The following is a 22,811-nucleotide window of genomic DNA, read 5'->3' on the forward strand; positions in this document are numbered from 1 at the left end:
TAAAAATGACAAATGCATATGCAAAAGCAGGTGTAGATGTAGCAGCAGGATATGAAACTGTTGAACGAATTAAAAAGCACGTGAAACGAACAGAACGTCTGGGTGTAATGGGTGCTCTGGGTGGTTTTGGAGGTTGCTTTGATTTATCTATTACAGGTGTAAAAGAACCAGTTTTGGTTTCTGGAACAGATGGTGTCGGAACAAAATTGATGATTGCTATTGCTATGAATCAACATCAGACGATTGGAATCGATTGTGTGGCAATGTGCGTCAACGATATTATCGCGCAAGGAGCAGAGCCACTTTATTTTTTAGATTATATTGCAACAGGAAAAAATAAGCCAGCTAGATTGGAACAAGTTGTCGCTGGTGTCGCTGAGGGATGTATTGAAGCAGGAGCCGCTTTAATTGGTGGAGAAACGGCTGAGATGCCAGGAATGTATGAGGAAGATGACTATGATTTAGCTGGTTTTGCGGTAGGGGTCGTGGAGAAAAAGAATTTATTAAATTCAAATGATATTCAAGCAGGAGATTGTTTGATTGGATTGGCTTCAAGTGGTATTCATTCCAATGGATACTCATTAGTTCGAAAAATATTCTTCCAACAAAACAACTTCACTTATGACAGTCAGCTCGCTGAAATTTCTGGTAAATCCTTAGGTTCAGAGCTTTTAACTCCAACTAAAATTTATGTAAAACCCTTGTTAAAAGCACTTCAAGCTGATTTAGTCCATGGCATTTCGCATATTACTGGTGGCGGATTTGTCGAGAATATTCCGCGGATGTTGCCAGAGCATTTAGCTGCTGAAATCCAGTTAGGCACTTGGGAAGTGTTGCCAATATTTAAAGCTTTAGAAAAATATGGGCAAGTTCCAACTACTGAAATGTATGAAATTTTTAATATGGGAATTGGAATGGTTGTAGCTGTTTCGGCAGAAAACGTAGATGAAGCGTTGGCTTTATTTCATGAAGCTGGAGAAGGAGCATCTGTGATTGGGAAGGTTACGGAAAAACAAGAAGAGTCTATCATTTTTAAAGCTGAGGTGTAGGAATGAAAATAGCAGTCTTTGCGTCAGGGAATGGCAGTAATTTTGAAGCGATTGCGAATCAGATTCGAGCAGAAAATAATGAAGCAGAACTGGTCCTTTTATTTTGTGATAGAAAGCAAGCATTTGTTATAGAACGAAGTCGCCAATTAGGCATACCCAGTTATTCATTTAGTCCAGCTGATTTTACTAGTAAAACCGAATACGAAGAAGCTATTTTGGCTCTTTTACAAGAAAATCAAATTGAGTTAATTGTTTTAGCAGGTTATATGCGTTTAATTGGTACCACTTTGTTAATGGCTTATCAGCAGAAAATCCTGAATATCCATCCAGCATTATTGCCTGATTTCCCCGGACTTCATGGGATTCGTGATGCATTTGAAGCCCAAGTAAGTCAAACCGGTGTAACCATTCATTTAGTAGATGATGGAGTGGATACAGGGCCGATTATAGCTCAAGAAGCTGTTTCGTTAGAAGTAGGAGAAACATTGGAATCTTTGGAGAGAAAAATTCATCAAGTTGAGCATCGTTTGTATCCAATTGTCATTCAACAGTTTATTGAAGAGTTGGAAATGAGTAAAAACTAATTTAAATGAAATGGGAGCGTTGTGACATGAAAAGAGCACTAATTAGTGTTTCAGATAAAAATGGGATTGTAGAATTTGCGAAAGCCTTGATTGAGAATGATATTGAGATTATTTCAACAGGTGGAACTAAAAAAGTTTTAGAAGAGGCTGGTATTCACACAAAAAGTATCGAAGAGATTACTGGTTTCCCCGAAATGTTAGACGGTCGAGTGAAGACTTTGCATCCTTTAATTCACGGTGGGTTATTAGGACGAAGAGATTTAGCTAGCCATTTAGAAGCGATGAAAGAACACAATATTCAACCCATTGATTATGTATGTGTCAATCTTTATCCATTTAAAGAAACAATTATGAAAGCTGATGTTACAACGGCAGAAGCGATTGAAAACATTGATATTGGCGGGCCAAGTATGTTACGTAGTGCAGCAAAAAACTATGCAGCAGTAACGGTTGTTGTAGACCCTTTAGATTATCCAGTTGTCATCGAGGAAATTCAAAAGGAGGGCGAAACCACCTTAAAAACGCGAGAAAAATTAGCGGCGAAAGTCTTTAGACATACTGCTAGCTATGACGCGTTAATAGCTGGATTTTTAACGAATTTAGTTGGAGAAACAGAGCCAGAAAAAGTTACATTAACCTATGATCGCCAACAAGGTTTACGTTATGGTGAAAATAGTCATCAAGAAGCTAGTTTTTATAAAGAACCATTAACTGTTGACTTTTCAATTACGAATGCTAAACAAATTCATGGTAAAGAACTTTCTTATAATAATATCAAAGATGCAGATGCGGCTATTCGCATAGCGAGAGAATTTTCTGAGCCAGTTACAGTTGCAGTGAAGCATATGAATCCTTGTGGTGTTGGGATAGGCGCAACTGTTTTTGAAGCGTTCCAGCGCGCTTACGAAGCCGATTCAGTTTCAATATTTGGTGGAATTATTGTATTAAATCGAGAAGTTGATTTAGTAACTGCAGAAAAGTTACATGGTATTTTCTTAGAAATTATTCTGGCACCAAGTTTTTCTGAAGAAGCACTTGCTTTATTAACTAAAAAGAAAAATTTACGTTTAATGACCTTAAATTTCGATCAAGCAGCAGTTAAAGGCAAAGAAATGACAAGTGTCTTAGGCGGCTTATTAATTCAAGATCAAGATTTATTGAGTCCAACAGAAACGCCAAAATGGCAAGTTGTCACTGAACGCCAACCAACAAAAGAAGAATTAAAAGCGATGGAATTTGCTTGGAAAGTTATGAAACACGTCAAAAGTAATGGAATTGTAATTGCTAATGACCAACATACATTAGGGATTGGTGCTGGACAAATGAATCGTGTTGGTTCTGTAAAAATTGCTTTAGAACAAGCTGCTGGTCAATTAGATGGAGCCGTTCTTGCTAGCGATGCCTTTTTCCCAATGAGTGACAGTGTGGAGTATGCAGCAAGCCAAGGAATCAAAGCGATTATCCAACCAGGAGGAAGCATCAAGGATCAAGAGTCTATTGATGCAGCCAATGAATCTGGCATGACAATGATTTTTACCAAAACTAGACATTTTAGACATTAAAAAGGTGTGGAAAAAGCTGTTCTGTAAAAAAGAAATAAAGATTCATAAATTAAAGGACTGAGGAATGATTCCCCAGTCTTTTTCTATTTTGAATAAATGTAGTTAAAATTTTTAGTTACAAAGGAGTGCGTTAAATAAATGGATATTTTAGTAATTGGCAGTGGTGGTAGAGAACATGTGATTTGTAAAAAAATTAGTGAGAGTCCATTGGTAGAAAATGTTTATTGTGCAAAAGGGAATGCCGGTATGACAATTGATGGGATTCAATTGGTTGATATTAAGGAAGATAATCATGATGGTTTAATTGAATTTGCTAAAGAAAAACAAATAACATGGACTTTTGTTGGACCGGAAGTTCCACTTTTAAATGGTATTGTAGATGATTTTGAAGCAGCGGGTTTAAAAATATTTGGTCCGCGTAAAAATGCAGCTTTAATTGAGGGCTCAAAGAATTTTGCTAAAGAAATTATGATGACTTATGCTATTCCAACAGCTTACTATGAAACTTTTACAGAATATGAGCAGGCTTTAGCTTATGTAACTAAACATGGTACCCCGATTGTTATTAAAGCCGATGGGTTGGCAGCTGGGAAAGGTGTGGTTGTTGCAGAAGATTTAAATGAAGCAACGCTAGCCTTAAAAGATATGCTAATAGAGCAACGTTTTGGTACAAATTCTCAAAAAGTAGTAATTGAAGAATATTTGTCAGGTGAGGAATTTTCATTGTTAGCTTTTGTAAAAAATGATAAGGTATACCCAATGGTTATTTCTCAAGATCATAAGCGTGCTTATGAAGGTGACGAAGGACCAAACACTGGCGGCATGGGTGCCTATACTCCAGTGCCACAGATTTCAGAGTCTATTGTAAATGAAGCGATAGAAACAATTTTAAAACCAGCAGCAATTGGGCTTCTTAAAGAAGGACGACCTTTTACTGGCATTTTATATGCTGGAATTATTGCAACAGAATCTGGGCCAAAAGCGATTGAGTTTAATGCTCGTTTTGGCGATCCAGAAACTCAAGTTGTTTTAAATCGTTTAACTAGCGATTTTGCGCTTATTATAGATGATCTATTAGAAGGGCGTGAACCAAAAATAAGTTGGAAAACAACTGGTTTTGAAATCGGTGTTGTCGTTGCTGCAGATGGTTATCCAACTAGTTACACAACGGATATTCCTTTACCAGATTTTACTCAGTTTAAAGATGTTAAAGTTTATACAGCTGGGGTAAAGGAAAAAGGTGGACACCTAGTTTCGGATGGCGGACGAATTTACTTAGTCTCAGCTAGCGGAAATACATTAGAAGAAGCGCGAGAAAAGGTTTATTCAAATCTAGAACAAGCAGAGACTGATCAAACTTTTTATCGAATGGATATTGGCAGTAAGGCAATAAACATGCACCCATTTTAAGCTGGAAAAGTAGGTGAGCAGATTTATGGAACGTGGGAATAATTTAGAAACGGTGGCTTATTTAACAATTAAAGAAAAAATAATTACAAAAGAGTGGCCACCGCAAGCCCATTTAACTGAAGTAAAAACAGCAAAGTTATTAGGTATTAGTAGAACACCGGTTAGAAAAGCATTTTTTAAGTTAGAATCGGAAGGCTATTTAATGATAGAAGCTCATAAAGGAGCTAAAATACTAGAACAGAAAATTGATGTAAGAGGCTATTTGGAACGCCTTGAGTTTTTAGAACTACTTTTTGTTCAACAAATCCATTTTATTGAATTAAAAGAAATTCAGCTTGATTTTTCTAAATTAGACGCAAGTTTAAATGAATTATTTCAGCTTGTTGAGCTAAATGATCCAGAGGTTTATCAAGGTAAAGAGCGTGATCTCCTAAAAGACTTTTTAGGTTACGGCCGAAATCAATTTAAAACGGCACTAGTCATTGATACATTACGCAATTTACATTTACAAAAAAATCATGAGATTGAAACCTTGATGAAACGAACGTTAGCAAAAAAATTACAACATTACTCAAAGACGTTAGACTTACTACGAAAAAAAGAGTATGGGCTTGCTAGGAAACAAGTGAGGATCATGATTAATCAGTTGATGCTAAGTGCAGTGACAGAAGAATAAATTATAATAATACTACTTTTCTTTTAGAGAACCTTTGGATAAATCAACTTGATAAGCAATTTTTCAAGTTGTTTACATATAGTATAAGTGAAAGGGATTTAACCTTTTAAAAATTGAGGTTCATAGTGAATTAGTATATAATGAAGATAAGAAAATGGCGAAACTTATCTAATCTATGAACGAACAATTTGTCGTGAAGGATGTGATGTTTTGTCAAATCAAAAAGTAACACCTGCAAATGATATTCTCTTCAAAAAAGTATTTGGAAGTCCCAAATACCGTCATATTTTAATCGGTTTTATTAAAGATATCTTGGATATAGATGTTGAGGAAGTCACGATTGAAAACCCTTATAACATTGATACATATTACCAAGCCTCACAAGAAAAGCAGCTATTGCAAACAGAAGTAGATGTATTAGCAAGGTTAAGCGACCAAACTTTAGTCACAATTGAAATTCAATTACGTGCCCAGATTTATTTTAAAGAGCGAGCGCTTTATTATGCCGCAGAAAAATATATCTCTAATTATGGACAAGAGGACGTCGCAAGGTTAGAAAATAAAAAAACAGGCGCAAAATATAGTTCATTGTATCCCGTTTACGGTATCAATATTTTAGAATTTATTTTGTTCAAGGAAGATGAAAATCCGCATCATTCCTTTACATTGTATGACAACAATCAAGAGTTGTACTTTGTGGATGAAAACAACCGCCAGTTATTCACTTTGGCATTTTTAGAATTAAAAAAACATACGAACAAAACCCAAAAGCATTTACGTTATTGGATTCAGTATTTCACAGGTGAAAAAGTAGCTGAAAGTGCGCCAAGCTATATTAAAGAAGCCTATCAAATAGTTGATTATCAAAATCTAGAAAGGGAGGAACGAACCATGATAGATGCGGCAGAAAAGGCACGTGAAGATCTAAAAGCGACGATTATTTACGCGGAGCGAGAAGGAATCCAAAAAGGAATCCATGTAAATCAAATAGAAATAGCAGAAAATATGTTAGGAAAAAATTTTACAGTTGATTTAATTCATGAAATTACAGGATTAGAACAAAAAACAATAAACTCTTTAAAAGTATAACGTCACTAAATAGTTGAACTAGAATTTGATAGTTACCAATTGTTCAAATATATAAGGCTGAGACACCTGTTTCAGCCTTATTTTTTTATGGATTTTTCATAAAAATCAGAATTCTTAATTATTGATTAAAGTTTCAACGACTCTTATTCTTTTTTTAAAGAAGTTTTTGCTTTTTTTTGCTATAATAGTGTAATGATTATAATTGAACTAGTTGTGCATAGAAAGTCCTTGACGATTTTTTATAAGGAGTTCCTTTTTTTGCAAAAGTTCGTGATGTAGATACATTTTTTCGATGCTACTACACATACAAATAAAAGAACTAGTATTCGGTAATAGAGGATGAAACTGAGAGGATGTTAGAAGTTGGTATCAAGAGATGATTTAATAAGTGGAATGAATCCAAGACAAAAAGAGGCCGTTATCGCAACAGAAGGACCTCTTTTAATTATGGCTGGTGCTGGAAGTGGGAAGACACGAGTATTAACGCATCGTATTGCCTATTTAATTGAAGAAAAACAAGTGAATCCATGGAATATTTTAGCTATTACCTTTACAAATAAAGCGGCTAAAGAAATGAAAGAACGGGTAAATCGGTTAAATGTACGTGGGGGAAATGATGTTTGGGTATCGACTTTCCACTCAATGTGTGTGCGTATTTTACGTCGCGATATTGATAAAATTGGATACAATCGTGCTTTTACAATCAGCGATCCAAGTGAGCAACAAACTTTAATGAAACGCATTTTAAAAGAGCGAAATATTGACCCTAAAAAATATGACCCAAGATCAATATTAAGTCAAATAAGTAATGCTAAAAATGAATTGCAAACGGCGGAAGAGTACCGCGAATATGCATCAAGTATTTTTGAAAAAATTGTGGCTGATTGTTACGATGACTATCAAAAAGAATTGCGTCGTAATCAAGCAGTAGATTTTGATGATTTGATTATGTTGACAGCACGTTTATTTAAAGATAGTCCTGAGACACTAGATTTTTATCAAAATAAATTTCATTATATTCATGTTGATGAGTATCAAGATACGAACCATGCGCAGTACACATTAGTAAACACTTTGGCTAAACGATTTAAAAATCTATGTGTCGTTGGGGATGCGGACCAAAGTATCTATGGTTGGCGTGGTGCGAACATGGAAAATATTTTAAACTTTGAAAAAGATTATCCAGATACAAAAGTTGTTTTGTTAGAGCAGAACTACCGCTCGACTAAAATGATTTTAAAAGCAGCCAATGATGTTATTGGGAACAATTCAAATCGTCGCGATAAGAATTTATGGACAGACAATGCAGACGGTGAAAAAATCACTTATTATCGTGGCCAATCTGAGCATGATGAAGCTCGCTACATTGTTTCTAAAATGCAAGAAGAAATGCGAACACGTAAATTAAATTATGGCGATTTTGCCGTTCTATACCGAACAAATGCTCAATCACGGGTAATGGAAGAAAATCTGTTGAAATCAAATATTCCATATAAAATGGTTGGTGGTCATAAGTTCTATGATCGTAAAGAAATACGCGATATTTTGGCTTATTTACGCTTAATTGCCAACCCAGAAGATAATATGAGTTTTGAACGAATTGTTAATGTTCCAAAACGTGGGATTGGTCCTGGTACAGTTGATAAGTTAAGAACAGCAGCTAACCAGTATGGTTGGTCGTTATTGGAAACAGCTCTTAATGTAACCATTACGCCAATTACGGGTAAGGCAGCTGGAGAATTAGAAGGATTTGCCTTTATGTTAAAAGATTTTCATAAAATGCAAGAGTACTTGCCTGTAACAGAACTCGTTCAAGAAGTTTTAAAACGTAGTGGATATTTAAAAGCGTTAGAAATAGAGAAAACATTAGAATCTGAATCGCGAATTGAAAATATTCAAGAATTCCTTTCTGTAACGCAACAATTTGAAAAAGACAGTAGCGAAGATAAGAGTTTACTAACATTCTTGACGGATTTAGCTTTAGTTTCTGATTTGGATAATTTAGAGGAAGAACAAACGAGTGAAGTTACTTTAATGACACTTCATGCAGCCAAAGGATTAGAGTTTCCAATCGTTTTCCTAATTGGTGTGGAAGAGGGCGTATTCCCACTTTCCAGAGCGCTAATGGAGGAGAATGAACTAGAAGAGGAACGCCGATTAGCTTATGTTGGAATTACTCGAGCTGAGCAAAAACTTTATATTACGAATGCTTATTCACGGATGTTGTATGGTCGAACGCAAGCAAATGCTGCATCGCGCTTTATTGCAGAAATTAGCGAAGAAGCATTAGAATCTGGCAATCAAATGTCAGGGAATTTGCCATTTGGACGTAGTGGCAGTTCGATGGGAGGCAGCAGTTTACTAAATCGCAATCAAACGCAACGTGCGACAGCTTCTACCTATAAGTCACCTGTTTCTCAAAATAAAGTAGAAAGTGGTGCAGAAAAACTACCATGGACAGTTGGCGATAAAGCGATGCACAAAAAATGGGGTGTCGGAACGGTCGTGAAAGTTTCTGGAGATGCAGATAATTTAGAATTAGATGTGGCCTTTAAAGAGCAAGGCATTAAAAGGTTGTTAGCAGCCTTTGCACCAATAGAAAAAGCTTGAAAATTAACCAGTAAGAAAGAGGGATTTGAAAATGAGTGAACCGATATCCTTTGAGGAAGCCAAAAAAAGAGCTGTAGAATTACGTGGGGAATTAGATCAATATAGCTATCAGTACTACGTTAAAGACAATCCATCAATATCTGATCATGACTACGATGTGCTTTACCATGAATTGGTTCAATTAGAAACAGAGTATCCTGATTTAATTACAAGTGATTCTCCGACTCAAAGAGTTGGGGGTCAGGTATTACCAGGTTTTACAAAGGTTGTTCATGAAATTCCGATGCTAAGTTTAGGAAATGCGTTTGATCGCGAAGATTTAATTAGTTTTGATGAACGTATTAAGCGACTTTTACCAGATGAAGACATTCAATATATTTGTGAGTTAAAGATTGATGGTTTAGCAATATCCTTAAAATATGAAAATGGACAGCTTGTCCAGGCAGCAACAAGAGGAGACGGGACGATTGGTGAGGATATTACTCAAAATATTCGCACCGTAAAATCAGTGCCATTGCGTTTACAAAAACCTTACTCAATTGAAGTTCGTGGTGAATGTTATATGCCTAAGTCTTCATTTATAGCTTTAAATAAAGAGCGTGAAGAAAATGGTGAAGATGTTTTTGCGAATCCGCGGAATGCTGCTGCTGGTGGCTTGCGTCAATTAGATCCTAAATTAGCGGCTAAGCGTAATTTAAATACCTTTTTGTATACTATTGCAGACTTTGGTGAAATTACAGCTACAGGTCAAGATGAAGCCTTAAATGAATTAGATCAATTGGGGATACGAACCAATCATGAGCGTCATTTATGTAATTCAATTGACGAGGTATGGGAGTATGTTGAAAACTATCATGAGAAGCGTGTTGATTTGCCTTATGAGATTGATGGAATTGTAATTAAAGTCAATAACTTTGCTACACAAGCAGCCTTAGGTTTTACAGTTAAAGCCCCACGTTGGGCAATTGCCTATAAATTTCCAGCAGAAGAAGCCATTACAGTGGTTCGTGAAATTGAATGGACAGTCGGGCGGACTGGGGTGGTGACACCAACAGCGATTATGGACCCGGTTCATTTAGCTGGAACGACAGTGCAACGAGCAAGTTTGCACAATGTTGATTTAATTAAAGAACGTGATATACGTTTGTTAGATACCGTTGTGATTCATAAGGCTGGGGATATAATCCCTGAGGTGACACGAGTTATAACGGATAAACGCGAACCCAATAGTCAGCCTTATTTAATGCCCACCCATTGTCCGGCTTGTCAAAGTGAACTGGTTCATTTAGAAGAAGAAGTCGCATTGCGTTGTATAAATCCGAAATGTCCAGCTCAAATTACAGAAGGGTTATCCCATTTTGTTTCACGAAATGCAATGAATATTGATGGTTTAGGTAATCGAGTTATTGTACAAATGTATGAAAAAGAGCTTGTTCATGATGTCGCTGATTTGTATCAATTAACCTTTGAGCAATTGTTGACATTAGAAAAAATTAAAGAGAAGTCTGCTAATAATATTTTAACAGCGATTGATAATAGTAGGCAGAATTCAATGGAACGTTTGCTATTTGGTTTAGGAATTCGTCATGTTGGTGCTAAAGCTGCCAAGCTTTTATCTGAACGGTTTGAATCGATGGCGGAGCTGAGTCAAGCGACTAAAGAAGATATTATTGAAGTAGATGGTATTGGCGAGATTATTGCTGATAGTGTCGTGACCTACTTCGAATTGCCAGAAGTGGCAGAGTTATTAGCCGAACTAGAGCAATGCCAAGTTAATTTAACGTACTTGGGTAAGAAAAGAGCTGAATTAGCTGAAAGTGATTCCTATTTTAATGGAAAAACAATTGTTTTGACAGGGAAACTAACCCACTTTACTCGTGAAGAAGCTAAGGAACGAATCGAAAACTTAGGTGGAAAAGTAACAGGGAGTGTTTCGAAGAAGACTGATTTAGTTGTTGCAGGTGCTGAAGCAGGAAGTAAATTAACTAAAGCGGAAAAATTAGAAGTAGCTGTTTGGAATGAAGATCAGCTATTAGAACAGTTGGAAGGAGAGGAAGAATCTACATGAATAAAAAATTAATGGTCTTGTTAGCAATGTGTGTGGTAGCATTAGCTGCTTGTGGCAATGGTGCAACTCCAAATGAAGCTAGTAAATCAGAAAGTTCAAAAGGTACTGAGAAGACTACAAAAACACAATTATCGACTGATTATTATCGCACAGTCATGAAAAATGATAAAGAGTATCAAACAAGTAAGTCACGAGGTATCAGTCTAAGTTTGAATTCTGGGTACAATATGAAAGCTTTTGAAACAGGATTGATTAGTCTATCTCAAGAACCATTTCCAACGGATAGTTATTATTTTAGAGAAGGTCAAATGCTTGATAGCGGAACGATTAAAAGTTGGATTGCTAGACAGGCAGCTGAAGAAGATCCAAATTCAAATAACGGACCGAATGGATTAAATCCAGCTGACAATGGTCAAGTTGAACCAGATACAAGAGCACCACGTTATTTAGCTCAAATTTTAGAGCAAAATTACATGGTGAAAGAGGGCGACGATTTTAAACTAGCTGGTGTGAGTATTGGACTAGCTATGAATAGTGTGGATTATTACCAAAAAGTATTATATGGTGCAGAGTTTCAAACTGAAATTTCACGTGCTGACTTAGAAGCTCAAGGTAAGGCGATGGCAAATGAAATTATTGCTCGAATGAGAAAAATGGAAGGTATGGGAAATGTTCCTATTATGATTTCTTTATTTGAACAATCACCAAGAGATACACTAGCTGGTGGTGTTTATTTTGCTTCGGCAGTTAGTAAAGATGGATCAACTACTGTTGGGGATTGGACGGCAATCAATGAAAAGAAAGTCATTTTTCCAAATAATGAGGACGATTCAAATGAAGAAAAATCAAAATTTGCTGATTTTAAATCTTCCGTTCAAGAATTTTTCCCAAATTTAAGTGGAGTAACGGCAGAAGCATACTATAAAGATGATGTGCTTACAAAGATGACGGTCAATATTACGACTCAATTTTATGGAGCCTCTGAAATCATTGCATTCACACAATTTGTAGCGGATAAAACCAATTTACTTCCATCAGGAATCCCAATTGAAATTTCCATTAACTCAATGCAAGGAATGGAAGCTTTCCTAAGCAGAGAACCTAATAGTAATGAATTTAAGTATCATGTTTTTGATTAATAAAGAAGAAAATGCTGAGAACTTTCTCGGCATTTTCTTGTATTTAATCAGATAAAAGAAATAAAGAGAAGGAACTTATTTTCAAAAGTAAGTTGTTTTCGTTGAAATAGCACTAAAAACTTAAGATTTAGATAGTTAGTACATCAGGTTTATGCTAAAATAGGAGTTGAGTTTTTATGATTGAAAAATCAAAAGAAAGAGGGTTGAGATATAGTGGCAATTAATGAAAATGAAGTGAAGCACGTTGCAAAGCTATCTAAACTAGCTTTTAAAGATAGTGAGATTGCACATTTTACAGAACAAATGGATGAAATTATTGGAATGGTTGAACAATTAGAACAAGTTGATACAACAGGAGTTCCTGTAACTACTCATGGTTTAGAAATCGTAAATGCAATGCGCAAAGATGTTGCTGTACCTGGAACAGAGCGCTCAGAATTATTTAAAAACGTTAAAGCTGAAAAAGACGGCCTAATTGAAGTGCCTGCAATCATGGATAATGGGGAGGCTGGAGCATGAGTTTATTAGATAAAGAACTAATTGAGTTACACAATTTACTTGTATCAAAAGAAATTACTGCAGAAGATATCATGAGAGAAACTTTTTCACGTATTCATGAAACAGAAGATAAAGTCGGATCATTTATTACATTAAATGAAGAGGTAGCCTTACAGTTAGCTAAAAATATGGATGCTAAAGGCATTACTGAATCAAATGTTCTAGCTGGTTTACCAATTGGTATTAAAGATAATATTGTGACGAAAGATTTACGCACAACAGCAGCCAGCAAAATGCTAGAAGATTTTATGCCAATTTATGATGCAACAGTCATGAATAAAGTTTACGAAGCGGACTTAATTCCTGTTGGTAAATTAAACATGGATGAATTTGCTATGGGCGGAAGCACAGAAACCTCGTACTTTAAACAAACAAAAAACCCGTGGGATTTAACTAAAGTTCCAGGAGGTTCATCAGGTGGATCTGCAGCTGCAGTAGCAGCTGGACAACTTTTAATTAGCTTAGGTAGTGATACTGGTGGAAGTATTCGTCAACCAGCGGCTTTTACAGGTGTTGTTGGGATGAAGCCAACTTATGGCCGCGTGTCACGCTTTGGTTTAATTGCTTTTGCTTCAAGTTTAGATCAAATCGGACCATTTACACGTACAGTTAAAGATAATGCCTATGTTTTAAACGCAATTAGTGGCTATGATGCAAATGATTCAATGAGTTCTGGTACAAGCGTTTCAGATTTTACAGCTAATCTAACTGGAGATATTAAAGGTATGAAGATTGGTGTACCAAAAGAATACTTACAAGAGGGTATTGATGAAGAGATTAAAAAATCTGTTTTAGCTGCGATTGACACTTATAAAGAATTAGGTGCAACAGTTGAAGAAGTTAGTTTACCTCATTCAAAATATGGGATTGCCGTTTACTATATTATCGCCTCAAGTGAAGCGTCATCTAATTTGCAACGCTTTGACGGTGTTCGTTATGGTTATCGTTCTCCAGAAGCTGAATCGTTAGAAGAGCTATATGTTATGAGTCGTTCAGAAGGTTTTGGTATGGAAGTAAAACGTCGTATCATGTTAGGAACATTCTCATTAAGCTCAGGTTATTATGATGCCTATTTCAAAAAAGCGGGTCAAGTTCGTACATTAATTAAGCAAGATTTTGCAAATGTTTTTGCGGACTATGATTTAATTTTAGGACCAACTACTCCAACAACGGCCTTTAATCTAGGTGAAAATATGGATGATCCATTGACTATGTACATGAACGATATTTTAACGGTTCCTGTTAACTTAGCGGGGGTTCCTGCGATTTCAATTCCATGTGGTTTTGCAGAAAATGGCATGCCAATCGGGTTACAATTAATTGGAAAACATTTCGACGAGGAAACTATCTATAAAGCGGCTTATGCTTTCGAGCAAGCAACTGATTTTCATCAAAAAAAACCAAACTTGTAGGAGGAGAAAGCTAGATGAATTTTGAAACAGTAATCGGACTTGAAGTCCATGTAGAATTAAAAACCGACTCTAAAATGTTCTCGTCTGCTCCAGCTCATTTTGGTGCAGAACCGAATACAAATACGAACGTTGTTGACTGGGGTTACCCTGGTGTATTACCAGTTGTTAACCAAAGAGCAATTGATTTTGGAATGCGTGCAGCCTTAGCTTTGAATTGTACAATTTCACAACATACTAAATTTGACCGTAAAAATTACTTTTATCCAGATAATCCCAAAGCATACCAAATCTCACAATTTGATCAACCAATTGGACATGATGGTTGGATTGAAATTGAAGTTGAGGGTGTAACGAAGAAAATCAGAATTGAACGTGTACACTTGGAAGAGGATGCTGGTAAAAATAACCATGGTTCAGATGGGTATTCTTATGTTGATTTAAATCGTCAAGGTACGCCATTAATTGAAATTGTTTCAGAAGCAGATATGCGTTCACCAGAAGAGGCTTATGCTTATTTAGAAGCAGTTAAACAAATTATTCAATTTACAGGTGTTAGTGATGTGAAAATGGAAGAAGGCTCAATGCGTTGTGATGCCAATATTTCTTTACGTCCAATTGGTCAAGAAGAATTTGGGACAAAAGCGGAGCTTAAAAACTTAAACTCATTTAACTTTGTTCGTCGTGGGTTAGCTCATGAAGAAATTCGTCAAGCAAAAGTATTATTATCCGGTGGTGTAATTCAACAAGAAACACGTCGTTATGATGAAGTAACCGGCGAAACTATTTTAATGCGTGTTAAAGAAGGTTCAAGTGATTATCGTTATTTCCCAGAACCTGACATTCCCAATTTAGAAATTGATGATGCGTGGGTGGAACGGGTTCGTCAAAGCATTCCAGAGATGCCTAAAGCTCGTCGTTTACGTTATGTAAATGAGCTAGGTTTACCAGAGTATGATGCGATGGTTCTGACGCAAACAAAAGAAATGTCTGATTTCTTTGAAGAAATGCTAAACAAAAAAGCTGATGCAAAACAAGCATCAAACTGGTTAATGGGTGAAGTATCTGCTTATTTAAACAGTGAAAAACTTGAATTAGCTGAAACAAAATTAACTCCTGAAAACTTAGCTGGTATGATTACCTTAATTGAAGATGGGACGATTAGTTCTAAAATTGCGAAAAAAGTTTTCCGTGAATTAATTTTAAACGGTGGAGATGCGAAGAAAGTGGTTGAAGCTAAAGGTTTAGTTCAATTATCTGACCCAGCGCAACTATTACCAATGATTAATGAGGTTTTAGATAATAATGCACAATCGATTGAAGATTTCAAAAACGGAAAAGATCGCGCAGTCGGTTTCTTAGTTGGTCAAATTATGAAAGCTACTAAAGGACAAGCAAATCCTGGTGTAGTAAATCAATTATTGAACCAAGAATTGGCAAAACGGTAATTAATTGGAAATAGATATTTCCAAAGGAGGATATTTATGAGAGCAAGAGTCATATATAATCCAACTTCAGGAAGAGAAGTTCTTAAAAAAAGTTTAGTCGACATTTTAGAGATTCTTGAAGCAGAGGGTTATGAAACCAGCGCATTCGCTACAACTGCAGAACCAAATTCAGCCAAGAAAGAAGCCGAACGAGCTGCTTTAGATGGTTTTGAATTAATAGTAGCAGCTGGTGGGGATGGAACGATTAATGAAGTTGTTAACGGCATTGCGCATTTAGAAAATCGTCCGAAAATGGCCATTATTCCTGCTGGAACAACTAATGATTATGCAAGAGCACTTCATGTTCCACGAAATGATGTTGTTGCTGCAGCAAAAGTTATTCAGAAGCGCCAAACCATTAAAATGGATATCGGTAAAGCCAATGAAACTTATTTTATAAATATTGCTGGCGGTGGGAATTTAACTGAATTAACTTATGATGTTCCATCTCAATTAAAATCGATTTTTGGCTATTTAGCTTATTTAGTCAAAGGGGCTGAAATGCTACCGAGAGTCAAACCGATTCCAATGCGGATTGAATATGATGAAGGTGTCTATGAAGGAAAAGCTTCGATGTTCTTATTAGGATTAACAAATTCAGTTGGCGGTTTTGAGCAAATTGCACCAGACGCCCATTTAGATGACGGTTTATTTTCGCTAATGATCATTAAAACTTCTAATGTTGTGGAAATTCTACATCTTGTGGCTTTAATGTTAAATGGTGGAAAACATATTGATCATCCAAAACTTCTCTATGTAAAATCGAGTAAAGTAAAAGCTGAGCCAATGGATGGATCAAGAATGATGATTAATTTAGATGGTGAATATGGTGGAGATGCACCGATGACTTTTACAAATTTACATCAACATATTGAAATGTTTGGTGATTTAGATGCTATTCCTGATGATGCTGTTATTGGTGAAGAAGAGATAGAAGCCGCTGAAGAAGCCTTCATTAAAGAAATGGAACACTTAACGAATGAAGATATTGACGGGGATGGAGTTATTTCAAAACCTGATAAAAAGTAGAAATTACGAATTAAACGACAAATTATTTTGAGTTTGCTGTCCTTTTGTGAGATACTCTAAAAGGACAGCAAACTTTTTGAATGGAAAAGTGACGAGGATTAGCGGAACTTAGTCTTTTGTTACTTGTGATTCAATTTTGTGATTGTCCTTAAAATAAAAACATACATCCTATTTAAATAAAGTTAGAACCTTGAAAATTGTAGGACATAAAACACTGCTTATTACTGTTGAATAGACATTGTCAAGCGAAAGGAGCTTTTTAATGAAAGAAGAAAGAATTATACCCGTTAAAAAAAATGAAAAACATACAGTTAAGGTTGAGGATTTAACTCATGAAGGTATGGGGGTTGCTAAAATAGAAGGTTACCCAATTTTTATCGAAAATGCTTTACCTGGGGAACAAATGGAAATTAAAATCCATAAAACAGGTAAATCTTTTGGTTACGGAAAAATGATGAAACGTTTGACTTCAAGCCAAAGTCGAGTAGAAATTAAAGATGAAAATTATACTAGAGTGGGAATTACGCCTCTACAACATATGACTTATGCCTCTCAATTAGTTTTTAAACGCCAACAATTACGAAATGTTATGGAACGAATTGCTAAAATGCCAGAAGTTCCTGTTTTTGAAACAATCGGAATGGCAGAACCTTGGGGTTATCGTAATAAAGCTCAAATCCCAGTTCGTAAACAAAATGATAAACTAACAACTGGCTTTTTCCGTAAAAATAGTCATGATTTAATTGCAATGGAAGATTTTGTCATTCAAGATCCAAAAATTGATCAAGCTGTTGTGATTGTACGCGATATTATGCGCGAATTTAATGTGAAACCTTATAACGAAGCAGAAAATACTGGGAATTTACGCCATATTGTTGTGCGCCGTGGTTATCATACAGGCGAAATCATGATTGTTTTAGTTACTAGAACAAATAAACTATTTCCAACAAGTAAAATTTTACCTGCTATTACAGAGGCATTACCAGAAGTGGTTAGTATCATTCAAAATGTAAATCCAAGTCGTACAAATAAAATATTAGGACCTGAAAATATTGTTTTATGGGGTCAAGATTATTTTACTGATACGCTATTAGGCAATACTTTCCAAATTTCAGCATCTGCTTTTTACCAAGTAAATCCAACTCAAACAGAAAAATTATATCAAACAGTTTTAGAATATGCTGAGCTAACTGGAAAAGAAACAGTTATTGATGCGTATTGTGGAATTGGAACAATTTCTCTTTCATTAGCTAAAGAAGCGAAAGAAGTTTATGGTATTGAAGTAGTTGAAGCAGCTGTTGAGAATGCTAAAAACAACGCAAAACTAAATGGCATTGAAAATGTAACTTTTGAAGCTGGTTTAGCTGAAGAGGTAATGGTTGAGTGGGCTGAGAAAGAATTAGCAGTTGATTTGTTAGTTGTGGATCCTCCTCGTAAAGGGTTGGAAGGTAGCTTTATTGAAGCAGCACTTACAATGAAACCTAATAAAATAATTTATGTAAGTTGTAATCCAGCAACATTGGCAAGAGATTTAGCTTTACTAGCTGATGGTGGGTATAAAGTTGAGAAAGTTCAACCAGTTGATTTATTCCCTCAAACAAGCCATGTGGAATCTTGTAGTTTGTTAACAAGAATAGAAGCTTAAAAACGTTGTAAATAAAGGAGATAGAGTGGTTAAAACTTCCATTCTATCTCTATTTTTTCGTTAAAAATTGTAATTTTCTCAATTGATTTCGAAATGATAGTCTTAGTTTCTTCATGAGTAATTGTATTCCAATCTACTTTTTTTAAGTTATTAAATATTTCTACTTTGTCTATGGTATCGTCTATTATTTCTGTTGCGCTTTCGTTTATTATCTCGTTTAATTTTGATTTTTCACTGTTTAAAGAATTAATCTTACTATTCAATACGTCTAGAGGAACATTGCCGAATTGATATAGTTCTAGGAGCTTGTTAATTCGATCTTCAATTGACTTGATTTCGTTTTGTATAACTGTATTGTCAGTGTCGCTATCATCAGTGAATTCACTATCAATCTCTATACTAATATCTGTTTTAGTTATTTCTTTCATTTGAGAAATAACGTATTCATCTAATATTTCGGTTCTATTAATTTTAGAAGGGCAATTCAGGTCCTTAACCATGTGTGAAGGTGATCCAGCTCTTGAATAGCAGCTATAATAAGATAATCTAGTGCCATCTTTTAGTTTAGACGACCCCGTCCCTTTTACTCGTGCGCCACAATGTCCGCAATAAGTTATGCCAGTTAGCAAATACTTAGATGTGAACAATTTTAACTTACCAGTTGTACGCCGTTTAAATTCGTTCTGAGCCTTATCAAAAATATCTTTAGATATAATAGGTTCGTGTTTACCTTCATAGACTCCATCGTTAAATTTAATTAATCCTACATAAAGATTATTCGTTAGAATAGACCTTATGAGAGATACCCCAAACTTTCGTTTGCTTGGAAACTTATCTCTTATTTCGTTAGAAATAGAATTCACGCCTTTTCCAGAGTTATACAATTCAAATATAGAACGAACAATTTCCGCTTCATATTCATTTACTTGTAGCAGTCCATCTATATAGTCATACCCTACAGGTATTCTAGCAGAGCCGCCTCCATGAAAGTAACCTTCTTTAGCTCGTTCAGTCCTCCCCATGCCCATACGCTCCGTTATAGTGTCTCGTTCCAACTGAGCGAATACAGATAGTATGCCTATCATTGCTCGACCAAATGCGCTGGTAGTATCAAAAGATTCTTGCATAGAAACGAAATCTACATTGTTTCTCAAAAAGACATCTTCTATTAAGAATAGAGTATTTTTTTGAGACCTAGAAAGCCTATCTAATTTATAAACTAAAACGATGTCAATTTGATTGTTTTCTATATCTTTCATCATTTCTTGCAAGGCAGGTCTATCTAGTTTAGCACCTGAGAAACCTGGATCAGTATAAGTTTTGATTATGAAATAATCTTTGGCCTTAGCATAGTTTATTAAACGCTCTGTTTGAGCTTGGATTGAGTAGCCTTCATTAGCTTGTTCAGTTGTTGATACTCGAACATATAAGGCCGCTTTTAATTTGTTGATTTCCATTTTAACCACTCCTATTTTATGGTACAATAGGCATAGAAAAGAAGCCTTATTGTAAGGTGATTTTTTACCGAACATCCTTCAGCCGCCAAGTTGAGTAGGATGTTCTTTTTTATTGAACTGTTATTTCTTCAGTGGCTACTTCTTTACCAAACATTCCATCTAAAAATTTAAGAGTAACTGGTTTAGTTTCGTCTGCTAACTCATACATATAAACGCCCTCGATAGTAGCGTTTGGATTGATGTCTTTTTGCAACATGTCAGTTTTATCTTGATAAGGATTTTCAGTCATTATTGCATATTGTAGATCTTCTGTTGTATCGCCTGTATTTTGTTCAGCCTTAATATAACTCATATAAGCTATTTGCACATTTTCGGGTTCTGATTTTTTGTTAGTTAACTCAAAATGAACAATCATAGCAGGTTTATCATTATAGTCTACTCCTTTTTCAATGCTAGTGATTTTAACTTTTCCATCTTTATTTTCGATAGTTTTATCAGAATAAGTGACGTCATCTGTTTTTTTCTTTTCTGAAATACTTTCTTTTTGAACCTGAGAACTTTTTTGGTCAGAAGCTTTTTCGCTTTTTTCCTCTGGTGCACCACAAGCTGATAACGCAACAACACACAAGCTAATAAAACCTAAACTAATAATTTTTTTCATTTTAAATCTCCTTTGTGTTATAATATTTTTATACCATATCCTAATATGTGAGTATGAAACCCTAGAAGTGTATCAGCACTTACTAGGGTATTTTTATTTACCTAAAACTTTACCGATAATTCGTATATCCTCAACAGGAAACACCATATCCTCATAATCATCATTAACAGACTCTAGTGTAACAGTTCCTTCTGCATCATCATAGTACACTTTTTTACAAGTTATACCATCATCTAAAATCGCAACAATTGCTATTTCTCCGTTTTCAACTGAAGGTTGATGTCTAATAAAGACTTGCTCTCCGTCCATAATCAGTGGTTCCATAGAATTACCTTTGATTACTACTACCTCGTCTGCTCCGTTAGGCACTTTAGAAGCTTTCATGACTGTACTAGTCATGTTAGAATCATCACCGAGTATCGCAAATCCTGCCGCTGATTCATGACCACTAAGTATCTCGATTTCTTCGTCATCTTCTATAATAGGAAGATGAACAACTTTAGGTTTTTTGTTTTGTTCTTGAAGTTGTCTTTCAGCGAATTTATAAACGACTTTTTGTCTAGGCGGTTCTAATTCGTTATATATAGAAGTAATAGTTGATTTCCTTTCTATAGGGACATCTAAACCAAGTAACCATGCTTCGTCTACGTTTAATGCATTAGCAATAATGAAAATTTTATCTTGTTTAGGCTCGTATTTACCAGATAGCCATTCGCTGATAGAGGACCGAGAAATGCCAGTCATTTCAGATAATTCTTTTGCTTTTACGTTTCTATACTTTAAGGCATATTTAATTCTAGAAGAAATATCATTCATTTTTCCGAACCTCCTTTAATAGGATTATATACTATTATTCAAAGCGTTTCAAGAAAAATTAATAAATATATTCGGAAACACGAACTTTTATGTTGACAATTAAATATCGGTGATGTAAGATTGTGTTAGTTCGGAAAACCGAAAGGATGTGATTAGTATGAAACCGACAGAAATTAGATTCAATTATGACAAGCTAAGAGGCTTGATGAGAGAAAAGAAAGTTACACAAGATGATTTGGCAAAAGCGATAAATTTATCAGCAACATCCCTAAGCGGAAAATTAAACAGCAAAGTCATGTTTTCACCAAAAGAAATGTTAGGAATTCAAAAAGCGCTACAAATTACAGATAATGATTTCAAAACTTATTTTTTTTCATTAGAAGTTCGGAAAACCGAAAAATCAGAATCGCGTAGTAAACAACCATCCTAGGAGGTAATTAAAAGAACGATTACAATTAGTTTAAGGAGGAAATAAAATGAGCGAGTTAATTTTAACTAAACGAGAGCTTAAAGCAGAAACAAAACCAATTTTCGTCAGCTCGGAAATACACGAGCAATTAAAACAACTTAAAGATGAAACGAATATGACCATCGGAGAAATAGCAGAAGCGTTTATCAAACACGGGATTAACAACGTGACAGTGAAGGAGGTGTAAACGATGGAAAAACAAACAATCACAGTATCAGCAACTTTAGAAAACGTAGAACAAGCAAAAGAGCTTCTACTTGAGATAGAAGCCCTTTCTGAAAAGTACGAAGTTAATGTCTCTTTTGTTATTTCTCCTCAGGTAAATCTTGAAGAGTGTTATAAACCGACTTGATTACAGCGTTAATCGAATCAAGACCAAAAGGTTACATCAAAAGTTTTGTTGCATTTCGGACAAGTTGTTTTCATTCAGCATAAAGGAGGAAAGAGATGCCGAGCAAAAAGAAAATTCAAGAAGGAACTGTATTGATGTTTTGGATTACAGCATCGATTGTATTGCTTTTAATAGCGTTAGCAGTATATCTAATTTGGCAGGTGAAACTAGCACTGCTATTAGCTGCAGTGCTAGGTATAATATTCATTTTCTGGATAACAGTGTTTTATTTTTGGATAAAGCAATTTAAAAAAATAAATTAAGAAAGTCCCATTTGCTTAGAAATTATGTTTGTCAGAACATTTGAAGCAACGGTTTCAACCATAGTAATAGAAACACTTGAAAATTTTGAGGTTACTTTTTTAGTATCAGTCCAAACTTTGTTATCTCTAATTGTATCAAGGAATTTATGACCTTCCCAAGTCATGTGTTTTAAGTCATCCATTATGTTTTGAGCGTGATCAAAAGTAATGACTCCATCTATATAGGATGCATCCACAAGTTGAATTATTGTATATTCAAGGTCTTCTTGAGAAAAAATAGACAACCTAGAAGATTTAATTATTTCATAAAAAGCTAAACCTAATCTCGCTTGTTGGTATGGTATTTCTTCAATTGAAAGCAACATTTCTCTAACGCATTCATGGTTTAATTTCATTTTATCACCTCGTTTCAAATTAATTATAACAGATTTAACTAAAA

Annotated in this window: 22 protein-coding genes; 18 read left to right on the plus strand and 4 right to left on the minus strand. The window is 35.2% G+C overall.

The features are described from left to right. Nucleotides 1-5 precede the first annotated feature (5 nt). The 14 genes from purM (at nucleotide 6) to rlmD (ending at nucleotide 18,315) form a co-directional block, all read left to right on the plus strand. Complete coding sequence (gene purM, locus BR77_RS15355) at nucleotides 6-1,049, plus strand: phosphoribosylformylglycinamidine cyclo-ligase (protein ID WP_015077171.1); 1,044 nt, start codon at nucleotides 6-8, stop codon at nucleotides 1,047-1,049. Nucleotides 1,050-1,051: 2 nt separating this feature from the next. Beyond that, entirely contained in the window at nucleotides 1,052-1,633 is a 582-nt protein-coding gene (gene purN / locus BR77_RS15360; protein ID WP_015077170.1) for a phosphoribosylglycinamide formyltransferase, read from the plus strand. 26 nt (nucleotides 1,634-1,659) lie between these two features. Beyond that, nucleotides 1,660-3,195 (plus strand): bifunctional phosphoribosylaminoimidazolecarboxamide formyltransferase/IMP cyclohydrolase, encoded by a 1,536-nt coding sequence (gene purH, locus BR77_RS15365; RefSeq protein WP_015077169.1) that lies wholly within the window; start codon nucleotides 1,660-1,662, stop codon nucleotides 3,193-3,195. A gap of 138 nt (nucleotides 3,196-3,333) precedes the next feature. Then, complete coding sequence (purD, locus tag BR77_RS15370) at nucleotides 3,334-4,605, plus strand: phosphoribosylamine--glycine ligase (protein ID WP_015077168.1); 1,272 nt, start codon at nucleotides 3,334-3,336, stop codon at nucleotides 4,603-4,605. Between the two features lie 25 nt (nucleotides 4,606-4,630). Beyond that, a complete protein-coding gene (locus BR77_RS15375; RefSeq protein ID WP_010051650.1) occupies nucleotides 4,631-5,281 on the plus strand; it encodes a GntR family transcriptional regulator in 651 nt (216 codons plus the stop codon). Between the two features lie 210 nt (nucleotides 5,282-5,491). Beyond that, nucleotides 5,492-6,370 carry an Rpn family recombination-promoting nuclease/putative transposase gene (locus tag BR77_RS15380; RefSeq protein WP_016356575.1) on the plus strand — a complete coding sequence of 293 codons (879 nt, stop codon included), beginning with the start codon at nucleotides 5,492-5,494 and terminating at the stop codon, nucleotides 6,368-6,370. A gap of 363 nt (nucleotides 6,371-6,733) precedes the next feature. After that, entirely contained in the window at nucleotides 6,734-8,980 is a 2,247-nt protein-coding gene (pcrA, locus tag BR77_RS15385) for a DNA helicase PcrA (protein WP_035065574.1), read from the plus strand. A gap of 31 nt (nucleotides 8,981-9,011) precedes the next feature. Continuing rightward, nucleotides 9,012-11,048 (plus strand): NAD-dependent DNA ligase LigA, encoded by a 2,037-nt coding sequence (gene ligA, locus BR77_RS15390; RefSeq protein ID WP_015077164.1) that lies wholly within the window; start codon nucleotides 9,012-9,014, stop codon nucleotides 11,046-11,048. Further along, complete coding sequence (locus BR77_RS15395) at nucleotides 11,045-12,187, plus strand: CamS family sex pheromone protein (RefSeq protein ID WP_010051656.1); 1,143 nt, start codon at nucleotides 11,045-11,047, stop codon at nucleotides 12,185-12,187. The genes ligA and BR77_RS15395 overlap by 4 nt, the downstream gene beginning before the upstream one ends. A 213-nt stretch (nucleotides 12,188-12,400) precedes the next feature. Further along, nucleotides 12,401-12,706: an Asp-tRNA(Asn)/Glu-tRNA(Gln) amidotransferase subunit GatC gene (gene gatC, locus BR77_RS15400; RefSeq protein ID WP_015077163.1), complete on the plus strand. Its 306-nt coding sequence runs from the start codon at nucleotides 12,401-12,403 to the stop codon at nucleotides 12,704-12,706. Continuing rightward, nucleotides 12,703-14,157, plus strand: coding sequence for an Asp-tRNA(Asn)/Glu-tRNA(Gln) amidotransferase subunit GatA (gene gatA / locus BR77_RS15405; protein WP_015077162.1), 1,455 nt, complete (start codon nucleotides 12,703-12,705; stop codon nucleotides 14,155-14,157). The genes gatC and gatA overlap by 4 nt, the downstream gene beginning before the upstream one ends. Before the next feature lie 14 nt (nucleotides 14,158-14,171). Beyond that, on the plus strand, nucleotides 14,172-15,602 hold the full coding sequence (gene gatB, locus BR77_RS15410) for an Asp-tRNA(Asn)/Glu-tRNA(Gln) amidotransferase subunit GatB (RefSeq protein ID WP_010051659.1): 1,431 nt from the start codon (nucleotides 14,172-14,174) through the stop codon (nucleotides 15,600-15,602). Nucleotides 15,603-15,638: 36 nt separating this feature from the next. Then, entirely contained in the window at nucleotides 15,639-16,670 is a 1,032-nt protein-coding gene (locus BR77_RS15415) for a diacylglycerol kinase (RefSeq protein WP_015077161.1), read from the plus strand. A 262-nt stretch (nucleotides 16,671-16,932) separates the two neighbouring features. After that, nucleotides 16,933-18,315, plus strand: a complete 1,383-nt coding sequence (gene rlmD, locus BR77_RS15420; RefSeq protein ID WP_016356574.1) for a 23S rRNA (uracil(1939)-C(5))-methyltransferase RlmD — start codon at nucleotides 16,933-16,935, stop codon at nucleotides 18,313-18,315. A gap of 29 nt (nucleotides 18,316-18,344) precedes the next feature. Here rlmD and BR77_RS15425 read toward each other — a convergent pair whose 3' ends face one another. The 3 genes from BR77_RS15425 to BR77_RS15435 all read right to left on the minus strand — a co-directional run bounded on the left by BR77_RS15425 (nucleotide 18,345) and on the right by BR77_RS15435 (nucleotide 21,249). Then, nucleotides 18,345-19,772, minus strand: coding sequence for a recombinase family protein (locus BR77_RS15425; RefSeq protein WP_035065578.1), 1,428 nt, complete (start codon nucleotides 19,770-19,772; stop codon nucleotides 18,345-18,347). Nucleotides 19,773-19,881: 109 nt separating this feature from the next. Continuing rightward, nucleotides 19,882-20,433 (minus strand): DUF5067 domain-containing protein, encoded by a 552-nt coding sequence (locus tag BR77_RS15430; RefSeq protein ID WP_035065580.1) that lies wholly within the window; start codon nucleotides 20,431-20,433, stop codon nucleotides 19,882-19,884. A 93-nt stretch (nucleotides 20,434-20,526) separates the two neighbouring features. Continuing rightward, nucleotides 20,527-21,249, minus strand: coding sequence for an XRE family transcriptional regulator (locus BR77_RS15435; RefSeq protein WP_051926757.1), 723 nt, complete (start codon nucleotides 21,247-21,249; stop codon nucleotides 20,527-20,529). A 157-nt stretch (nucleotides 21,250-21,406) separates the two neighbouring features. Here BR77_RS15435 and BR77_RS15440 point away from each other — a divergent pair, with 157 nt between their 5' ends. The 4 genes from BR77_RS15440 (at nucleotide 21,407) to BR77_RS15450 (ending at nucleotide 22,372) form a co-directional block, all read left to right on the plus strand. Then, a complete protein-coding gene (locus BR77_RS15440) occupies nucleotides 21,407-21,679 on the plus strand; it encodes a DUF739 family protein (RefSeq protein ID WP_035065582.1) in 273 nt (90 codons plus the stop codon). Nucleotides 21,680-21,725: 46 nt separating this feature from the next. After that, a complete protein-coding gene (locus tag BR77_RS15445; RefSeq protein WP_015077155.1) occupies nucleotides 21,726-21,905 on the plus strand; it encodes a hypothetical protein in 180 nt (59 codons plus the stop codon). A gap of 3 nt (nucleotides 21,906-21,908) precedes the next feature. Next, a complete protein-coding gene (locus BR77_RS19165) occupies nucleotides 21,909-22,070 on the plus strand; it encodes a hypothetical protein (protein WP_155520256.1) in 162 nt (53 codons plus the stop codon). A gap of 95 nt (nucleotides 22,071-22,165) precedes the next feature. Beyond that, nucleotides 22,166-22,372, plus strand: coding sequence for a hypothetical protein (locus BR77_RS15450; protein ID WP_035065584.1), 207 nt, complete (start codon nucleotides 22,166-22,168; stop codon nucleotides 22,370-22,372). On the opposite strand, the gene BR77_RS15455 is transcribed toward BR77_RS15450, so the two are convergent. Next, a complete protein-coding gene (locus BR77_RS15455) occupies nucleotides 22,369-22,767 on the minus strand; it encodes a DUF2513 domain-containing protein (protein WP_035065587.1) in 399 nt (132 codons plus the stop codon). The genes BR77_RS15450 and BR77_RS15455 overlap by 4 nt on opposite strands. Between the last annotated feature and the right edge of the window lie 44 nt (nucleotides 22,768-22,811).

The organism is Carnobacterium maltaromaticum DSM 20342 (assembly GCF_000744945.1).
Taxonomy (GTDB): Bacteria; Bacillota; Bacilli; order Lactobacillales; family Carnobacteriaceae; genus Carnobacterium; species Carnobacterium maltaromaticum.

Excerpts from the sequence above, each read along its gene's own strand:
- purM (WP_015077171.1), top strand. The coding sequence starts at position 6 with ATGACAAATGCATATGCAAAAGCAGGTGTAGATGTAGCAGCAGGATAT.
- purN (WP_015077170.1), top strand. The coding sequence starts at position 1,052 with ATGAAAATAGCAGTCTTTGCGTCAGGGAATGGCAGTAATTTTGAAGCG.
- purH (WP_015077169.1), top strand. The coding sequence starts at position 1,660 with ATGAAAAGAGCACTAATTAGTGTTTCAGATAAAAATGGGATTGTAGAA.
- purD (WP_015077168.1), top strand. The coding sequence starts at position 3,334 with ATGGATATTTTAGTAATTGGCAGTGGTGGTAGAGAACATGTGATTTGT.
- BR77_RS15375 (WP_010051650.1), top strand. The coding sequence starts at position 4,631 with ATGGAACGTGGGAATAATTTAGAAACGGTGGCTTATTTAACAATTAAA.
- ligA (WP_015077164.1), top strand. The coding sequence starts at position 9,012 with ATGAGTGAACCGATATCCTTTGAGGAAGCCAAAAAAAGAGCTGTAGAA.
- BR77_RS15395 (WP_010051656.1), top strand. The coding sequence starts at position 11,045 with ATGAATAAAAAATTAATGGTCTTGTTAGCAATGTGTGTGGTAGCATTA.
- gatA (WP_015077162.1), top strand. The coding sequence starts at position 12,703 with ATGAGTTTATTAGATAAAGAACTAATTGAGTTACACAATTTACTTGTA.
- gatB (WP_010051659.1), top strand. The coding sequence starts at position 14,172 with ATGAATTTTGAAACAGTAATCGGACTTGAAGTCCATGTAGAATTAAAA.
- BR77_RS15415 (WP_015077161.1), top strand. The coding sequence starts at position 15,639 with ATGAGAGCAAGAGTCATATATAATCCAACTTCAGGAAGAGAAGTTCTT.
- rlmD (WP_016356574.1), top strand. The coding sequence starts at position 16,933 with ATGAAAGAAGAAAGAATTATACCCGTTAAAAAAAATGAAAAACATACA.
- BR77_RS15425 (WP_035065578.1), bottom strand. The coding sequence starts at position 19,772 with ATGGAAATCAACAAATTAAAAGCGGCCTTATATGTTCGAGTATCAACA.
- BR77_RS15430 (WP_035065580.1), bottom strand. The coding sequence starts at position 20,433 with ATGAAAAAAATTATTAGTTTAGGTTTTATTAGCTTGTGTGTTGTTGCG.
- BR77_RS15435 (WP_051926757.1), bottom strand. The coding sequence starts at position 21,249 with ATGAATGATATTTCTTCTAGAATTAAATATGCCTTAAAGTATAGAAAC.
- BR77_RS15440 (WP_035065582.1), top strand. The coding sequence starts at position 21,407 with ATGAAACCGACAGAAATTAGATTCAATTATGACAAGCTAAGAGGCTTG.
- BR77_RS15445 (WP_015077155.1), top strand. The coding sequence starts at position 21,726 with ATGAGCGAGTTAATTTTAACTAAACGAGAGCTTAAAGCAGAAACAAAA.
- BR77_RS19165 (WP_155520256.1), top strand. The coding sequence starts at position 21,909 with ATGGAAAAACAAACAATCACAGTATCAGCAACTTTAGAAAACGTAGAA.
- BR77_RS15450 (WP_035065584.1), top strand. The coding sequence starts at position 22,166 with ATGCCGAGCAAAAAGAAAATTCAAGAAGGAACTGTATTGATGTTTTGG.
- BR77_RS15455 (WP_035065587.1), bottom strand. The coding sequence starts at position 22,767 with ATGAAATTAAACCATGAATGCGTTAGAGAAATGTTGCTTTCAATTGAA.